The organism is Saccharopolyspora sp. NPDC045839, from assembly GCF_056431645.1.
In genome coordinates, this window is record NZ_JBWKKH010000029.1 from 87699 (window position 1) to 102985 (window position 15287).

The 15287-nt window shown below is 71.5% G+C and carries 15 protein-coding genes; 7 read left to right on the plus strand and 8 right to left on the minus strand.

Annotation, left to right across the window (positions count from 1 at the left end):
• Positions 1-4: 4 nt before the first annotated feature.
• Genes AC07EQ_RS32070 through AC07EQ_RS32080 form a run of 3 tightly spaced genes read left to right on the plus strand, consistent with a single transcriptional unit; the run spans position 5 to position 3721 of the window.
• Entirely contained in the window at positions 5-271 is a 267-nt protein-coding gene (locus AC07EQ_RS32070; RefSeq protein ID WP_478391575.1) for a sarcosine oxidase subunit delta, read from the plus strand.
• Entirely contained in the window at positions 268-3120 is a 2853-nt protein-coding gene (locus AC07EQ_RS32075) for a glycine cleavage T C-terminal barrel domain-containing protein (RefSeq protein WP_478391576.1), read from the plus strand. The genes AC07EQ_RS32070 and AC07EQ_RS32075 overlap by 4 nt, the downstream gene beginning before the upstream one ends.
• Positions 3107-3721: a sarcosine oxidase subunit gamma gene (locus AC07EQ_RS32080; protein WP_478391577.1), complete on the plus strand. Its 615-nt coding sequence runs from the start codon at positions 3107-3109 to the stop codon at positions 3719-3721. Before AC07EQ_RS32075 ends, AC07EQ_RS32080 begins: the two co-directional genes overlap by 14 nt.
• Before the next feature lie 198 nt (positions 3722-3919).
• Here AC07EQ_RS32080 and AC07EQ_RS32085 read toward each other — a convergent pair whose 3' ends face one another.
• Complete coding sequence (locus AC07EQ_RS32085; RefSeq protein WP_478391578.1) at positions 3920-5113, minus strand: NAD(P)/FAD-dependent oxidoreductase; 1194 nt, start codon at positions 5111-5113, stop codon at positions 3920-3922.
• A 219-nt stretch (positions 5114-5332) separates the two neighbouring features.
• Here AC07EQ_RS32085 and AC07EQ_RS32090 point away from each other — a divergent pair, with 219 nt between their 5' ends.
• Positions 5333-6076 carry an IclR family transcriptional regulator gene (locus AC07EQ_RS32090; RefSeq protein ID WP_478391579.1) on the plus strand — a complete coding sequence of 248 codons (744 nt, stop codon included), beginning with the start codon at positions 5333-5335 and terminating at the stop codon, positions 6074-6076.
• Positions 6077-6319: 243 nt separating this feature from the next.
• Here the strand turns inward: AC07EQ_RS32090 and AC07EQ_RS32095 are convergent, their stop codons facing one another.
• Complete coding sequence (locus AC07EQ_RS32095; RefSeq protein ID WP_478391580.1) at positions 6320-7885, minus strand: Na+/H+ antiporter; 1566 nt, start codon at positions 7883-7885, stop codon at positions 6320-6322.
• 106 nt (positions 7886-7991) lie between these two features.
• Between AC07EQ_RS32095 and AC07EQ_RS32100 the strand changes: the two genes are divergently transcribed.
• Positions 7992-8255, plus strand: coding sequence for a UBP-type zinc finger domain-containing protein (locus tag AC07EQ_RS32100; protein WP_397528071.1), 264 nt, complete (start codon positions 7992-7994; stop codon positions 8253-8255).
• A gap of 68 nt (positions 8256-8323) precedes the next feature.
• On the opposite strand, the gene AC07EQ_RS32105 is transcribed toward AC07EQ_RS32100, so the two are convergent.
• On the minus strand, positions 8324-9823 hold the full coding sequence (locus AC07EQ_RS32105; RefSeq protein ID WP_478391581.1) for an amino acid permease: 1500 nt from the start codon (positions 9821-9823) through the stop codon (positions 8324-8326).
• Between the two features lie 112 nt (positions 9824-9935).
• Positions 9936-10502: a TetR/AcrR family transcriptional regulator gene (locus tag AC07EQ_RS32110; protein WP_478391582.1), complete on the minus strand. Its 567-nt coding sequence runs from the start codon at positions 10500-10502 to the stop codon at positions 9936-9938.
• Between the two features lie 93 nt (positions 10503-10595).
• Here AC07EQ_RS32110 and AC07EQ_RS32115 point away from each other — a divergent pair, with 93 nt between their 5' ends.
• On the plus strand, positions 10596-11051 hold the full coding sequence (locus tag AC07EQ_RS32115) for a nuclear transport factor 2 family protein (protein ID WP_478391583.1): 456 nt from the start codon (positions 10596-10598) through the stop codon (positions 11049-11051).
• Between the two features lie 30 nt (positions 11052-11081).
• Here AC07EQ_RS32115 and AC07EQ_RS32120 read toward each other — a convergent pair whose 3' ends face one another.
• The 3 genes from AC07EQ_RS32120 to AC07EQ_RS32130 form a co-directional block, all read right to left on the minus strand.
• On the minus strand, positions 11082-12098 hold the full coding sequence (locus tag AC07EQ_RS32120) for an ABC transporter permease (protein WP_478391584.1): 1017 nt from the start codon (positions 12096-12098) through the stop codon (positions 11082-11084).
• The gene (locus tag AC07EQ_RS32125) at positions 12095-13009 is read right to left on the minus strand and encodes an ABC transporter ATP-binding protein (RefSeq protein WP_478391585.1); all 915 of its coding nucleotides are present in this window, start codon (positions 13007-13009) and stop codon (positions 12095-12097) included. The genes AC07EQ_RS32120 and AC07EQ_RS32125 overlap by 4 nt, the downstream gene beginning before the upstream one ends.
• 78 nt (positions 13010-13087) lie before the next feature.
• The gene (locus tag AC07EQ_RS32130) at positions 13088-13510 is read right to left on the minus strand and encodes a hypothetical protein (protein ID WP_478391586.1); all 423 of its coding nucleotides are present in this window, start codon (positions 13508-13510) and stop codon (positions 13088-13090) included.
• 417 nt (positions 13511-13927) lie between these two features.
• Here AC07EQ_RS32130 and AC07EQ_RS32135 point away from each other — a divergent pair, with 417 nt between their 5' ends.
• Positions 13928-14332 carry a hypothetical protein gene (locus tag AC07EQ_RS32135; protein ID WP_478391587.1) on the plus strand — a complete coding sequence of 135 codons (405 nt, stop codon included), beginning with the start codon at positions 13928-13930 and terminating at the stop codon, positions 14330-14332.
• On the opposite strand, the gene AC07EQ_RS32140 is transcribed toward AC07EQ_RS32135, so the two are convergent.
• On the minus strand, positions 14280-15059 hold the full coding sequence (locus AC07EQ_RS32140; RefSeq protein ID WP_235883447.1) for a cupin domain-containing protein: 780 nt from the start codon (positions 15057-15059) through the stop codon (positions 14280-14282). The genes AC07EQ_RS32135 and AC07EQ_RS32140 overlap by 53 nt on opposite strands.
• Positions 15060-15287 lie beyond the last annotated feature (228 nt).

Genomic DNA, 15287 nt, shown 5'->3' on the forward strand with positions numbered 1-15287 from the left:
CCTCATGCTTCTGATCCATTGCCCCTGGTGCGGCGATCGGGACGAGACCGAGTTCCACTACGGCGGTCAGGCCCACGTCGACTACCCCGAGATCCCCGCCGACGTCGACGACGCCGCCTGGGCCGAGTACCTGTTCGTGCGCGACAACCCGCGCGGGTCGTTCCACGAGCGCTGGACGCACTCCGCGGGCTGCCGGCGCTGGTTCAACGTCGTCCGCGACACCGCGACCAACGAGATGCACCCGGAGATGCCCGGAAAGGTGGCGCCATGACACGGCTCACTCCTCCTCCCCGTCTGCCGGAGGGTGGTCGCATCGACCGGACCCGAACGCTGCGCTTCACCTTCGACGGCATGGATTTCGCCGGGCATCCCGGCGACACGCTCGCCTCGGCGCTGCTCGCGAGCGGCCGGATCGAGGTGGGCCCGTCGATCTACCGGGACCGCCCGCGCGGCATCGTCACCGCCGACTGCACCGAACCGAACGCGCTGGTGCAGGTGCTCGACGGCGGCCCGGAGCCGCTGGTGCCCGCGACGCGGCTGGAGCTCTACGACGGCTTGCAGGTCGCGAGCCTCTCGGGCATCGGCTGGCTCAGCAACGCGCCGGATCCCGCCGTCTACGACAAGAAGTACGTGCACGCCGACGTCGTCGTGGTCGGCGCCGGTCCCGCCGGGATCGCCGCCGCGCTGGCGGCCGGGCGCAGCGGCGCCCGGGTGGTGCTGGTGGAGCAGGGCCGCGAGCTCGGCGGGTCGCTGCTGGACGGCGGCGAGCGCATCGACGGCCGGCCCGCCGTCGAATGGATCTCCCGCGCGGGAAGGGAATTCGTCGACCTGCCCGAGGTGCGGGTGCTGACCCGCGCCACCGCCGTGGGCCACTACGACCACAACTACCTGCTCATCGCCGAGCGCCGCGGCAGCCGCCAGCGGCTGTGGCACGTGCGCGCCCAGCAGGTCGTGCTGGCCACCGGGGCGCACGAGCGGCCGATGGTCTTCGCCGACAACGACCGGCCCGGCATCATGCTCGCCTCGGCGGTGCGCAGCTACATCAAGCGCTTCGCGGTGCTGCCGGGCCGGGAGGCCGTCGTGGTCACGACGTCCGACAGCGCTTACCGAGCGGCGCTCGACCTGGCCGCCGCGGGCGCGCACGTCCGCGCGGTCGTCGACACCCGGCCCGAACCGCCGCAACGGCTCGTCGAGCAGGCCCGGTCGATCGGCGCCCAGGTGTTCACCGGCTCCGCCGTCGTCGGCACGGCGGGGGACCGGCGGGTGTCGTCCGCGCGGATCGCCGAGATCGACGGCGCGGGACTGATCGCAGGCCCGCCGGTGGAAGTCGATTGCGATCTGCTGGCGGTGTGCGGCGGTTGGAGCCCGGCCGTGCACCTGTTCAGCCAGGCGGGCGGCGCGGTGCGCTGGGACCAGCTGGTGGCCGGGTTCGTGCCGGCGCAGAAACCCGGGCTGCCCAAGGTGATCGGGGCCGCGCGCGGCACCTACGACCTCGCCGGCTGCCTCGCCCAGGGCCTGTCGGCCGGCGCCGAGGCGGCGACCGCGAGCGGCTTCCGGATCGCCGCGCCGCCCGTCCCGCCGGTGACCGGCGACCGGCCGGTCACGCAGCCGCGCCCGCTGTGGCTGGTGCCCGGCGAGTCAGGCGACCCGGCGCGGTGGACGGACCACTTCGTCGACCTGCAACGGGATTCCACGGTCGCCGACGTGTGGCGCGCGGTCGGCGCCGGGATGCGCTCGGTCGAGCACGTGAAGCGCTACACCACGATCGGCACCGGCAGCGACCAGGGCAAGACCTCCGCCGTCAACGCCATCGGCGTGATCGCCGACGCGCTGCTGGCCGAATCGCCGGGCGAGGTGGGCACCACGACGTTCCGGCCGCCCTACGTGCCGGTGTCGTTCGCCCTGCTGGCCGGGCGGGACCGGGGAGTGCTGCACGACCCGGTGCGGACCACGCCGATGCACTCCTGGCACGTGGCGCACGGCGCGGAGTTCGAGAACGTCGGCCAGTGGAAGCGTCCCTGGTACTACCCGCGTCCCGGCGAGGACATGGCCGCGGCGGTGCGGCGCGAATGCCTGGCGGCCCGCACCGGGGTGGCGATGCAGGACGCGACGACGCTGGGCAAGATCGAGATCGTCGGGCCGGACGCGCCGGAGTTCCTGAACCGGATCTACACCAACGCCTTCGCCAAGCTCCCGGTCGGCAAGGCCCGCTACGGCGTCATGTGCACCGCGGACGGCATGGTCTTCGACGACGGCGTCTCGATGCGGCTGGCCGAGGACCGCTACCTGATGAGCACCACGACCGGCAACGCCGCGGTGGTGCTGGAGTGGTTGGAGGAGTGGCTGCAGACCGAGTGGCCGCACCTGGCGGTGCATTGCACCTCGGTCACCGAGCAGTGGGCGACGGTGGCGGTGGTCGGCCCGGACTCGCGGGAGGTCGTCGCCCGCTTGGCGCCCGACCTGGACGTCTCGGCCGCGGCGTTCGGGTTCATGGAGTTCCGGGAAACCGTGCTGGGCAACGGGATTCCGGCGCGGATCAGCCGGATCTCGTTCTCCGGCGAGCTGGCGTTCGAGGTCAGCGTCGCCTCCTGGTACGGCCTGGCGGTGTGGGAGGCGGTGCACGAGGCGGGCCGGGACTTCGGCATCACGCCCTACGGCACCGAGACGATGCACGTGCTGCGGGCGGAGAAGGGGTTCGTGATCGTCGGCCAGGACACCGACGGCACCGTGACCCCGCACGACCTCGGCATGGACTGGGTGGTGTCGAAGCGCAAGGACTTCATCGGCAGGCGCTCGTTCGCCCGCCCGGACACCGCGCGAACCGACCGCAAGCAGCTGGTCGGGCTGCTGCCGCTGGACCCGGCGGAGCTCCTGCCGGAGGGCGCGCACCTGGTCGAGCCCGGCATCCCGCTGGAGCCGCCGGTGCCGATGCTCGGGCACGTCACGTCCAGCTACCGCAGCGCGATCCTGGACCGGACGTTCGCGATGGCGTTGGTGCGCAACGGAAGTCAGCGCATCGGCGAGGTGCTGGACGTGCCGGTCGACGGCCGGTCGATCCCGGTCGAGGTGACCAAACCGCTGTTCTACGACGTCGAAGGAGCCCGCCGTGACGGTCGCTAGCCCCGCACAGGTCGACACCCTGTCCCTGCGCCGCAGCCCGCTCGCCGGCCGCGCGGCGGAGTTCGCCGCGATCGGCACCGATCGGTTGCGGCTGGCGGAGGAACCGTTCCTGACCCAGGTGAACCTGCGGGTGCACCCGGGCAGCCCGGCGGTGGCGCGCGTCGAGCACGCGCTGGATCTCGCGCTACCGCACCACGAACCGAACCTCGTCTCGGGCGACGAGAACGCCGCGGCCCTCTGGCTCGGCCCGGACGAGTGGCTCCTGGTGGCCCCGGACGGCCGCGCGGCCGAGCTGGTCGCCTCGGTCCGCGGCGCGCTCGCGGACTCGCTGGGATCCACAGTGGACGTATCCGCGAACCGCACGGCACTGCGCCTGTCCGGCCCGCTGTCCCGCGAGGTCCTGGAGAAGATCTGCTCCCTGGACCTGCACCCGAGGTCCTTCACCCCGGGCCGCTGCGCCCAGACCCTGCTGGGCCGAACCCAGGCGGTCCTCTGGCAGCTGACCCCGGAGCCGGCCTACCGGATCCTCGTCCGCAACTCCTTCGCCGACTACCTGGCGGACCTGCTCCTGGACGCGGTGCAGGAGTTCACCGCCGGCTGATCCGGGGTGAAGTGAACGGCCCGTTCACCTCACCCCCTGAGACGAACGGTCCGTTCGCTCCAGCGCGCGCCTTGGACGGATGGGAGCGAACGGCCTGTTCACTCCCATAGGCGGACCCAGCGGTCCGTTCGCTCTGCGGTGGCGTAGGGAACGACGCGAACGGACCGTTCGCCTGCTTAGGGGGAGCGAACGGACCGTTCACCTCACGGTTCTGGGCTGCGCGGAGTTCGCCAGGGCCGTGATGAGGCGCCGCCGGTGGGTGGCGAACTGCTTGGGGCTGTTCATCGCGAACACCGCGATCGTCCGGCCGCCGCGCTCGTAGGTCGCGACGAACCGGCGGGCCTTCAGCGAGCCGTCCACCACGGTGATCCGGTCCTTCGGCCCGGCGTACCCGGCGAACTGCAGCGTCGAACCGTACTGCTGCGACCAGAAGTGCGGCACCCCGGTGTAGGCCGCCGCGGTGCGCCCGGCGAGCAGGTTGCGCACCGCGACCGGCGGCTGGTTCATCGCCGTCGACCAGTGGTCGCTGCGCACCGTGCGCGACCGGTGTGACGGCTGGTAGCGCGCGACGTCGCCGACCGCCACCACGTTCGGCAGCGCGGTCACGCACCCGGAGTCGGTCACGACGCCGTCGCGGAGCTTCAGCCCCGACCCGCGCAGCCACCGGGTGGCGGGCTCCGCGCCGACCTCGACGACCACCACGTCGGCCGGGATCACCCGGCCGTCGGCGAGCTCCACGCCGGTGACCCGGTCGTCGGCGAGCACGCGCTGGGCGGGCGTTCCGCACCGCACGCGAACCCCGTGGTCCTCGTGCTGCGCGAAGCACAGCGGCGCCAGCTCGATGCCCAGGGTGCGCGCCAGCGGCAGGTGCTGGGCGTCGACGAGGGTCACCTCCGCGCCCAGGGACCGGCAGGTCGAGGCGATCTCGGTGCCGATCAGCCCGCCGCCGACGACCGCCACCCGAGCGCCGGCGCGGATGTCCCCGCGCAGCGCCATCGCGTCGTCGACGGTCCGCAGCCGGTGGCTGCCGGCGGCTTCGGCGCTGCCCGGCAGGCTCCGCCGGGCGGATCCGGTGGCCAGCACGACGCCGTCGGCGCGGACCTCGCTGCCGTCGGTGAGCACCACTGCGCCGCGCCGGGAGTCCAGCCGCGCCGCCGGGACGCCCAGCCGCCACTCGGCGGCGAGGTCGGCCTCCTCCTGCTCGTTGCCCAGTGCGAGTTCCTCCGGTTGCAGCTTCCCGGCCAGGAATTCCTTGGACAGCGGCGGCCGGTCGTAGGGCCGGTGCGGTTCCGCGCCGACGATCACCAGCCGCCCGTCGAAGCCCTGCTCGCGCAGCTCCTGCGCGGCCCGCCAGCCCGCCACCGACGAGCCGACGACGACCACCGTGTTCATGCCTCGATCACGGCCGGTGGGGCGGCCGCAGAGAGTGACAACAAGCCGACCTCCGTTGCACAATGAGGAACAGAGCGTAGTATTCGCAACAAATCTGACCCTTATGTTGCGACAACGTCAAGAGGGACAACGGATGGTTCCGGGATGTGCACCTCGAACGGATACGGTTGACCGGTGGGTAGCGCAGCTGAAGCACGCGGAAGGAGTTCTGGCGCTCTGGTGCAGTCCGTCGACCGGGCTGTGACCGTCTTGGAACTGCTGGCGCGCAACGGGGAAGCCGGCATCACCGAGATCGCCGGGGAGCTGGGAGTGCACAAGTCGACGGCCTCCCGGCTGGTGAGCGTGCTGGAAGCCCGGGGCCTGGTGGAACAGCTGGGGGAGCGCGGCAAGTACGCGATCGGCTTCGGCATCGTGCGGCTGGCGGGCGCGGCGACCGAGCGGATGGACCTGCCCCGGCTGGGCCGGCCGTTCTGCGAATCGCTGGCCGCCGACCTGGGCGAGACGGTCAACATCGCGATCCGGGACAACGACGTCGCCATCAACATCAGCCAGGCCCGCGGCACGGCGGCCGTCACGGCGCACAACTGGGTCGGCCAGCGCACCCCGCTGCACGCCACGTCCAGCGGCAAGGTCCTGCTGGCGCACGCGCCGCGGGAGGACCAGGACGAGGTGCTCGTCCGGCAGCTGGAGCGCTACACGACCAGAACGGTCACCAACGCCGGGGAGCTGCGCAAGGACTTCGAGCTGATCGTCCGCGACGGGTACGCGACGAGCTACGAAGAACTGGAACTCGGGCTCAACGCGGCGGCGGTCGCCGTCTACAACCACGAGGGCGACGTGATCGCGGCGCTGAGCGCCTCCGGCCCGTCGTACCGCTTCTCCCGCAAGCGAATGCGCGAGGTCGTCGGCGCGATGCGCATCGCCGCCAAGGAACTCTCCTCGCAGCTCGGCTTCCTGACGTAGCCGCGGCTACAACCAGGAAATTCCCACGTGCCTGTTGTTGCCCTGCCGCGAGGCAAGCGGCGCAGCCGCTTTCTCTTTCGCCACGCTCGCGACCGGCACCGCCGCGGGTTCTCAGAGGTCGTCTCGCGAGGACAGCCCCGATGCCGCGTATTTGGACATACTCAAGTCGGGGATCCCGCAGTCGAGGCGGCCTCTGAGGTTCCGCTACCCGCACCGCTACGCAACGTGACCCAAATGTTGATTTCAGTCGCGGGAGAGCCAGAGTTCTTCCAGGTCCAGTTGGTGCATGACGCGGCGCAGCACTTCGTCGTCGATGCGGCGGTCGTCGCGGAACTGCACGAACACCGCCCGCTCCGCGGCCAGCATCTCGCCGCGCAGGCGCCGGTACGCCGCCGTCGGGCTCTCGCCGACTTCGTCGGCGGACCGGCCCAGCCGCTCCCACGCCTGGTTGCTGCGCTGCTGCGCGGCGCGGCGCAGCCGCTCGGCCACGTCGCCTGGCGGCTCCGCTTCCGCGGTGAGCTCGTCGAGCCGTTCCTGCGCGGCGCGGGCGGCGTTGTGCTGCGCTTCGGCTTCGGCGAGCGCGTCGGTGTAGTCCTCGGTGCCCCGCACGCCGAGGAACCCGATGAGCCAGGGCAGCGTCGTGCCGTGCAGCAGCAGCGTCGCCAGCGTCACGAAGAAGGTCAGGAACAGGACCTCGTCGCGGTGCGGGAACGGTTCCCCGGCCAGCGTCGCGGTGGGGATCGCGGAGGCGGCGGCCAGCGACACCACGCCCCGCATCCCGGCCCACGACACGATCACCTTGTGCCGCCAGTCCGGGCTGCGCCGCCGGAGGAGTTCCGGCAGGTACATCACGAGGAAGACCCACGCGCCGCGGGCGAGCACCATCCCGGCGGTGAGGGCGAGACCGGCGACGACCAGCGGCCCGAAGCCCGTCGACACGCTTTCCAAGACGCTGCGCAGTTGCAGGCCGATCAGCGCGAACACGACCGCTTCCAGCAGCGTGTCCGCCGCGTTCCACACCGCCCGGTCCTGCAGCCGCGTCGCGGCGCTGCCGGACGGCGCGTGATGCCCCAGGTACAGCCCGGCCACCACGACGGCCAGCACCCCGGAGGCGTGCACCTCCTCGGCGACCAGGTACGCGAAGAACGGCACGATCAGCCCGACCGCGCTTTCCAGCATGTCGTCGCGCAGCAGCCGCCGGACGCGGTGCACGACCCAGCCGATGGCGTAGCCGATCACCACGCCGCCGACCGTGGCCAGCAGGAACATGCCGACCCCGGCCAGCAGCGAGTAGCCGGTGCCGATCGCGGCGGCCACGGCCACCCGGTAGGCGGTCAGCGCGGTGGCGTCGTTGACCAGGCTCTCGCCGCTGAGCACGGTCATGATCTTGCGCGGGAGCCCGAGCCGGCGGCCGATCGAGGTGGCCGCGACCGCGTCCGGCGGCGCGATGACGGCGCCCAGCACCAGCGCCACGCTCAGCGGCATGCCCGGCACCAGCCACCACGCGAGCACCCCCGCCACGGCGGTGCTGAACAGCACCAGCCCGAACGCGAGCAGCCCGATCGGCTTCAGGTTGGCGCGGATCCCGATGGTGGAGCTGTTCAGCGCGGCCGAGTACAGCAGCGGCGGCAGGATCACCAGCAGCACCAGGTCGGGATCGATCGTGTAGTCCGGCACGCCGGGGATCGACGACACGGCCAGGCCCACCACGACCAGCGCCAGCGGCGCGGAGATCCCGGTCCGGCGGGAAACGGCGGTCACGGCGAGCGCCCCGGCGAGCAGGGCCATCAACGCGGGTAGGTCGTGCATGCTGTCTCCGGTCGAGGCGCCTGCGGAATCCGCAGCCGGTGGCTTACGTTCGACAGCACATTGTCGTTCGAGCCGCAGACGCCGCGCTCGGCACCTGGAGGTTCTGATGAGTTGTGCGCATTTGCGCGAGGCGGCGGACCTCGCGCCGACGCCCGGCCGCGAGGACGGTTGCGAGGACTGCCTCGCCGCCGGCCAGCACGTCTGGGCGCACCTGCGGATCTGCACGCAGTGCGGGCACGTGGGGTGCTGCGACTCCAGCCCCAACCGGCACGCCACCGCCCACTTCCACCGGACCGCCCACCCGGTGGTGCGCTCCTTCGAACCGGGCGAGTCCTGGACCTGGTGCTACGTGGACGAACGGCTCGGCTGAGCCCCGCTCGTGAGCGGTGACTCCGGTTCTTACCGGAACCATCGCTCACGAGCGGTTCGCGCAGCGGATCAGCCCTCCCCGGTGGCCTTCTCGGCGCTCTCGCCCTTGCCGAGCCTGCTGTGCCGCTTGCTGAACACGAAGTAGACGATCAGGCCGATCAGCATCCAGATGCCGAACCGGATCCACGTCCAGCCGACCAGGTTGAGCATCAGGTACAGGCAGGCCGCCGCGGCCAGGATCGGGATCACCGGCACCCACGGCACCCGGAAGGCCCGCGGCAGGTCCGGCCGGGTGCGGCGCAGCACCAGGACGCCGATGGACACCAGCACGAACGCGAACAGGGTGCCGATGTTGGTCATCTCGGCGAGCACGTTGATCGGCGTCAGCGAGGCGATGGCCGCCACCACGATCCCGGTGATCACGGTGATCCGGTACGGCGTGCGGAACTTCGGGTGCACCTTGGCGAACCACACCGGCAGCAGGCCGTCCCGGCTCATCGCGAACCCGACCCGGGCCTGCCCCAGCATCAGGATCAGGATCACCGTGGTCAGGCCGGCGATCGCGCCGAGCGAGACGAGTCCGGCCGCCCACGGCGCGCCGATCGCCTGGAACGCGGTGGCCATCGGCGCCGCGGTGTTGAGCTGGTCGTACTTGACGACGCCGGTCATCACCAGCGACACCAGCACGTACAGGATCGAGCAGACGGCCAGCGAACCGAGGATGCCGATCGGCATGTCGCGCTGCGGCTTGCGGGTCTCCTCCGCGCCGCTGGCGACGATGTCGAAGCCGATGTAGGCGAAGAACACCAGCGCCGCGCCCGCCACCAGGCCGCTCAGCCCGAACGACCCGGTCTGCCCGAAGAACGCGTTGACCAGCGGTTCGTCCAGCGGTGCCGACACTGCGCCGGGCTCCGGCGGCTGGTGCGGCGGGATGAACGGGCTCCAGTTGGACACCTTGATGAAGAACGCGCCGAAGATGATGAAGAACAGCACCACGACGAGCTTGATCGCCACGACCACGTTGGTCACCGCGGCGCTGAGCCGGATGCCGACCACCAGGACGACGGTGAGGATCAGGGCGATGATCGCGGCGGGCAGGTTCACCACGCCGCCGGCGCCGGGCGCGGCGGTCAACGCCGCCGGTAGCCCCAGGCCGATCGTGTCGAGCGCCGCGACGAAGTACCTGGACCAGCCGACGGACACGGTGGACGCGCCGAGGACGAACTCCAGCATCAGGTCCCAGCCGATGATCCAGGCCAGGAATTCGCCCATCGACGCGTAGGAGAACGTGTAGGCCGAGCCGGCCACCGGCACGACCGACGCGAACTCGGCGTAGCAGAGCGCGGCCAGGCCGCACGCGATTCCGGAGATGACGAACGAGATCGCGATGCCGGGCCCGGCATCGGTGGCCGCGGCGACGCCGGTCAGCACGAAGATGCCGGTGCCGATGATGGCGCCGATGCCGATGCCCAGGAGATCGACCGCACGCAGCACGCGGCGCAGGCGAAATTCCGGGGCCTCGGCATCTCGGATGGATTGTTCGACCGACTTGACACGCATGATTGACATGGGTGGCCCTCCTCACCCAGGTGCCCGGGCGGACCGTCGGCCCGCTCGCGCCGCATCGGCATACCTGAAGACAGGATTGTGGCTCAGGTCACTCCCGGCAAGATGATCCGGCTCATCGTGGGGCGGCCGTGATCAGGGCGGCCGCGGCGGCGCGAGCGCTGCGGGCCGGGCCGGGGTTCCCGCCGACGGCGGCCGTGGCGGTCGCGCCGTCGACCAGGACGAGCAGTTGTTCGGTGAGCTGGTCGGGGTCGGCGACGCCAAGTCCGCCGACCAGTTCTCCCAGGTAGCGGCGCAGTTCGGCCTTGTGGTCGCGTGCTGCGGCGGCGACCCCCGGCGAGCTGCCGCCGAGCTCGCCGAAGGAGTTGAGGAACGCGCAGCCGCGGAAGCCGGGCTCGTCGAACCAGTCGTGCAGCCAGTCGAAGACCGCGAGGACGGCCTCCTCGGGGGTGCGGTCGCCTCGCGCGACGTGGGCCGACAGCGCGCTGCGCCAGCGCTCGTCGCGGCGGCGCAGGTAGGCCTCGACCAGTTCGTCCTTGGAGGCGAAGCACTGGTAGAGGCGCTTGAGCGACACCCCGGACGCGGTGCGCAGTTCGGCCATGCCGACGGCCTGGATGCCGCGTTCGTAGAACAGGGCTTCGGCGGTGTCCAGCAGTTTCGACTCGGCCTCGTGGCGCTGCACGCGAAACACTCCGGGGTTGTCGGGAGAACGATCGTTCTCTATCCTAGCGGACGTTGCGGAGAACGACCGTTCTCCAGTTGGGAGCCACGAGCGATGTCACGTCCGCCCTACCCGCCGTTCGACGAGCAGACCGCGGCCCAGAAGGTGCAGGCCGCCGAAGACGCCTGGAACACCCGCGACCCCGAGCGGGTCGCGCTGGCCTACACGCCGGATTCGGTGTGGCGCAACCGGGACCGGTTCGTCACCGGCCGGGACGAGATCGTGGCCTTCCTGAGCGACAAATGGGCGCGCGAACTGGATTACGCGCTGCGCAAGGAACTGTGGGACTTCCGCGGCAACCGCATCGCGGTCCGCTTCCAGTACGAGTGCCGCGACGCCGCCGGGCAGTGCTGGCGCAGCTACGGCAACGAGCTCTGGGAGTTCACCGAGGACGGGCTGATGAGCCGCCGCGAGGCCAGCATCAACGACGTCGCGATCACCGAGGCCGAACGCCGGATCCGGGGCCAGCGCCCGGAATCCGAGCGCGGCGTGCTGCTGCCGATCCGCTGAGCCGGGCAGCGGCTCAGCGGATCGGCGGCGTCAGGCGATCCGCACGCCGCGGGTGAGCCCGCGCACCGGCGTGCGCAGCCGGTTCGCGCTCAGCCACAGCGCACCGGCCCCGAGCAGCAGGTTGAACCCGAGCCCGTAGGGCCACACGGCCGGGCTCGCCGCCAAGGCATCCCTGTCGTAGCCGTCCTGCTCCGCCCGCATGCTGCGCGCCATCAGCCCGATGGAGCTCAGCGGATCCATCGCGACGATCGGTTCCTCCTCACCGGTGCGCGGGTTGATCCAGCTCGGCGGGGCGGGCGCGGCGTCGCCGAGCACGACGAACGGGTTCGGTGCCATCAGCCACCAGACGTACTGCGGCTGCGGCACGTCGTAGGTGTAGGTCTCGGATCCGTAGGCGGCTGCCTCCTCCGCGGTCGGCGTGTACGTCTTCTCCGTCATCGTCAGCGGCAGGGAAAGCCCGAAGACGATCACCGTGCCCACGGTCAGGGCGAACACCAGCAGGTAGGACATCAGCGTCGAGGTGATCCCGCGCGCGAACAGCGCCGAAAGGCCCTGCGCCATCGCGCAGATCACGCCGATCAGCAGCGCGACGATCGCGAGCACCGCGAGCGCGCGCAACGGCCCGACGCCGCCCTCGAACAGCGCCCACACGACGAACGGCAGCGTCAGCCCGAGGAAGACCAGCCCGGTGATCCAGGCGGCCGCGAACTTGCCCAGCGTGATCTCCCACGCCGACAGCGGCGTCGCCTGCACCGTGGCGAGGGTGCCGCGCTCGCGGTCGCCGTTGATCGACTGCGCCGTCAGCGCCGGCGCCACCAGCAGCGCCAGCGCGAGCACGAACAGCATCACGCCGCCGAACAGCGGGATACCGGTGTTCTCGGAGGCGATGCGGGAGTCCTCGTACACGATCGCCAGGGAGTATCTGAGCAGGGCGGCGAAGCCCGCGACGACGACGAACCACGCGGCCAGCAGCCATCGCCACCGGCCGGTGCGCAGCCGCACCCGGAACTCCTGCTCGGCCACGATCTTGATGCCGCTCAAGGTCATCGGCGCTCCTCGGTGTAGGCCAGGTAGGCGGACTCCAGGTGGTTGCCGGTCGGGGCGAAGCTCGACACCTGCACGCCGTCGGCGATCAGCCGCGCGAGCAGTTCCGCCGCGGCCTGCTCGGAGGCGACCTGCACGTCGACCCCGGCGGCGTGGGCGGCGTGCTCGATCCCGTGCCGCTCCAACGCGACTGACAGGTCGCCGGAGAGCGCGCGCACCCGCCACACCGCGCGATGATCGAGCTCGTCCATCCGGTGCTGGCCGGCGGTCCGGCCGCCGTCGACGAACACGACCCGGTCCGCGACTTCGGACAGCTCGCTGAGGATGTGGCTGGACACCAGCACCGCGGTGCCTTCCGCGGCCTGGGCGCGCAGCAGGTCGCGGAGCTCGACGCGGGAACGCGGATCGAGGCCCGACGCGGGCTCGTCGAGCAGCAGCACCGACGGCCGGTGCACGAGCGCGCGGGCGACCGCGAGGCGCTGCTTCTGCCCGCGCGAGAGCACGTGCACCGGTTGGTCGGCGAACTCCGCCAGGTGCACCAGTTCGAGCAGCTCGGCCAACCGGGTCCGCGCGTCGGCGGCCGGGAGGCGGTAGGCGGCCGCGAAGAAGTCCAGGTACTCGCGAGCGGTCAACTGGTCGTACACGCCGAAGGCGTCCGGCATCCAGCCGAGCCGCCGGCGCACCGCCAGCGGATCCGCCACCGGGTCCAGGCCGGCCACCCGCAGCTCGCCCGAGTCGGGCGCCAGCAGGGTGGCCAGCATCAACAGCAATGTCGTCTTGCCCGCGCCGTTCGGTCCGACGAGCGCGGTCACCTCGCCATAGGGAACGTCGAGGTCCAGCCCGCGCACGGCTTCCACCGCACCGAATCTGCGCCGCACGTCCCTGGCTAGGACTGCATGGTCCTGCGTAGCCATCGTGGCACTCCTGGTTGTGGATCTTGCGTCCGTAGGACGCGGCGGAGTGCGTTCGGGTTGCGTGCGATCGGTCGCGGATCAGGCCTGGCGGGTCGACCGGTCGTCGCTCCACTGCGCGTCGAGCGCATCGAGCGCCGAGGTCTTGGTCTCCTGGTCGACGGACTTGGCGGCGTCCATCGAGGGCTGGAGCAGCGTGTCCGACGGTGGGGCCGCCACGGGTTCGAGATCGGGCCGGGTGCGCTCGCGGGGCGGCAGCGGGATCCGCGGCCGCGACTCCAGCGGTGGTCGCGCCGGCTGCCGCGGCGGCGTGGCCGGCTGGTCGGCGCTGATGTAGAGGGATTCCAGGATCAGCACGATGACCCCGACGGCGAGCGCGCCGATCCCCAGCCACAGGCCGCTCGGGTCGCCGCCGAACCACCACAGCCCGCCCGCGATGCCGCACGCGGCACCGGCCGCGATCGCCAGCAGATGGAACAGCAGGTGGACGGTGTAACCCCTCACGACCCGATTACCTCCCCTGAAATCGCGGCCCGTCGGCGATCCCGGTGCGAACAGCGGGCTGCTGTGGAACACGCGCGCCGATCGCGGCGGGTTGCCCGGCGCCGCGCCTTCTCGGGCGACCGGGTGCCGGCGGCGGCCGGACCGTTTTCGATGGTAGCTCCGGTTCCGCGCGTTTTGCCCGATCAAGAACTGTCCGCCCGATCACGCCGAGCCCGCCGTCCGGCGAACCGGCGAACCTGATCACTTTTCACCTGTTCGGGCGAGTGGCGCCGTTCACACCCAGCGGTCATGAACGTCCCGAATTACGGTGAATCTCCAAGGGCCACAGCGAAAACGGCATTGGTGCGGTGTCGTTTCGCGTCGACGGCAAGAGTCGCTGGAACCGGTGGCCCGCTGCGTCGTGGGGGGGTGGTGCCGGTGATCAATTCGCTGGCAGGGTTCGCATGGGCTGTCTCGATCGGAATCGGAGCGATCATCGGCTCGCTGATCACGATGTCCTGGGTGGAGCGCAAGATGCTCGGTTCCGGCGTGCCGCGCCGCGAGACCGCGCGGGGCCGGCATCGCGAGACCGGCAGACTCGTCGCCGAGTACCGGCAGCAGCGAGCGGCGCCGGGCGGGCGACCCCGGCGAAACGCCCTCGCCGCCGCGTTCGCAGTGGTCCTCGCGATGCTCCGGACGTCCGCCGAGGCGGTCCGCGGCCGGGCCGCGGCACCTGCCGGCGGTCCCGGCGCGATGCGCCGCCCCGGGCCCCGGCACTCCTTCGACCCGCCTACAGGACGCGGAAGTCGGCGAAGTCGAATCCTGGCGAAACAACGCAGCTGACCAGCGTCTCGGCCGTCGCGGCGGCCTGTGCGCACTGCCAGGTGCCGGCCGGGACCACGGCCTGCGGCGCCTGCCCGGCGCCCGCGCCGAGCACCAACCGCTCGGGCTCGTCGACCGGGCGCGGCCCGTCGCCACCGAGGCAGAGGGTCAGCGGCCCGCCCCGGTGCCACAGCCACAGCTCGTCGGAAGCGACCGTGTGCCAGGCGGACAACTGGCCGGGCGGCAGCAGGAAGTAGATCATCGTCGCGCTCGACCGGGTGCCGCCGTTGTGCTCGATCCGGACCGGTCCGGCCCAGGTCTGCCGGTACCAGCCGCCCTCCGGGTGCGGCAGCAGGTCGAACTCCTCGGCGGTCCGGCTGCGCGTCTCCAGACTCAGGTAGCGCCCCGCCGCGTCGCGCCGGGCGTAGCGGACGCCGATCACCGCCTCCCGCTCCAGCGGCCCGTAGACGTGCGGGAACAGCGCATCCGCCGGCGTCCCCGCCGGGGGCGCCGGATTCGGCTCCTCCCAGCGCACCGGCGCCGACAGCTTCGCGGGGTCCAGCTCCAGCGCCACCATGGGTTCGGTCGTTTCGCGGTACAGGGTGTTCGCCACCGCGAGCGTGGTGCGCTCGTCCGGCGAGCAGTGCACGAAGCCCTCGGTCTCGAGGCTGGCGGATCTGACGGGGGAGTTCCGGTCGGCGTGGAAGGTTTTCAGCGGCAGCAGGTGCAGCAGCGTCGATCCAGTCACACCGACAGTCTCTCCTGCTCGAACCGGCCGACGCGATCGAGTACCGCCAGTCCTGGCGCGAGGTAGGCCGGGCGAGTTACTCCGTCGTGACCAGCCGAACGCGCGAATGGGGCACTGAGACGGCTTCGGTCTGGATGTGAATTCGGTCTTGACGAGAGCAGAGACGCACATCACAGTCGTACCAACCGGTCGGTCTGAAAGTGATCTTGGTCTCCAGCCATCAAGTCA

Excerpts from the sequence above, each read along its gene's own strand:
- AC07EQ_RS32125 (WP_478391585.1), bottom strand. The coding sequence starts at position 13,009 with ATGGCTACGCAGGACCATGCAGTCCTAGCCAGGGACGTGCGGCGCAGA.
- AC07EQ_RS32075 (WP_478391576.1), top strand. The coding sequence starts at position 268 with ATGACACGGCTCACTCCTCCTCCCCGTCTGCCGGAGGGTGGTCGCATC.
- AC07EQ_RS32070 (WP_478391575.1), top strand. The coding sequence starts at position 5 with ATGCTTCTGATCCATTGCCCCTGGTGCGGCGATCGGGACGAGACCGAG.
- AC07EQ_RS32115 (WP_478391583.1), top strand. The coding sequence starts at position 10,596 with ATGTCACGTCCGCCCTACCCGCCGTTCGACGAGCAGACCGCGGCCCAG.
- AC07EQ_RS32095 (WP_478391580.1), bottom strand. The coding sequence starts at position 7,885 with ATGCACGACCTACCCGCGTTGATGGCCCTGCTCGCCGGGGCGCTCGCC.
- AC07EQ_RS32085 (WP_478391578.1), bottom strand. The coding sequence starts at position 5,113 with ATGAACACGGTGGTCGTCGTCGGCTCGTCGGTGGCGGGCTGGCGGGCC.
- AC07EQ_RS32100 (WP_397528071.1), top strand. The coding sequence starts at position 7,992 with ATGAGTTGTGCGCATTTGCGCGAGGCGGCGGACCTCGCGCCGACGCCC.
- AC07EQ_RS32120 (WP_478391584.1), bottom strand. The coding sequence starts at position 12,098 with ATGACCTTGAGCGGCATCAAGATCGTGGCCGAGCAGGAGTTCCGGGTG.
- AC07EQ_RS32105 (WP_478391581.1), bottom strand. The coding sequence starts at position 9,823 with ATGTCAATCATGCGTGTCAAGTCGGTCGAACAATCCATCCGAGATGCC.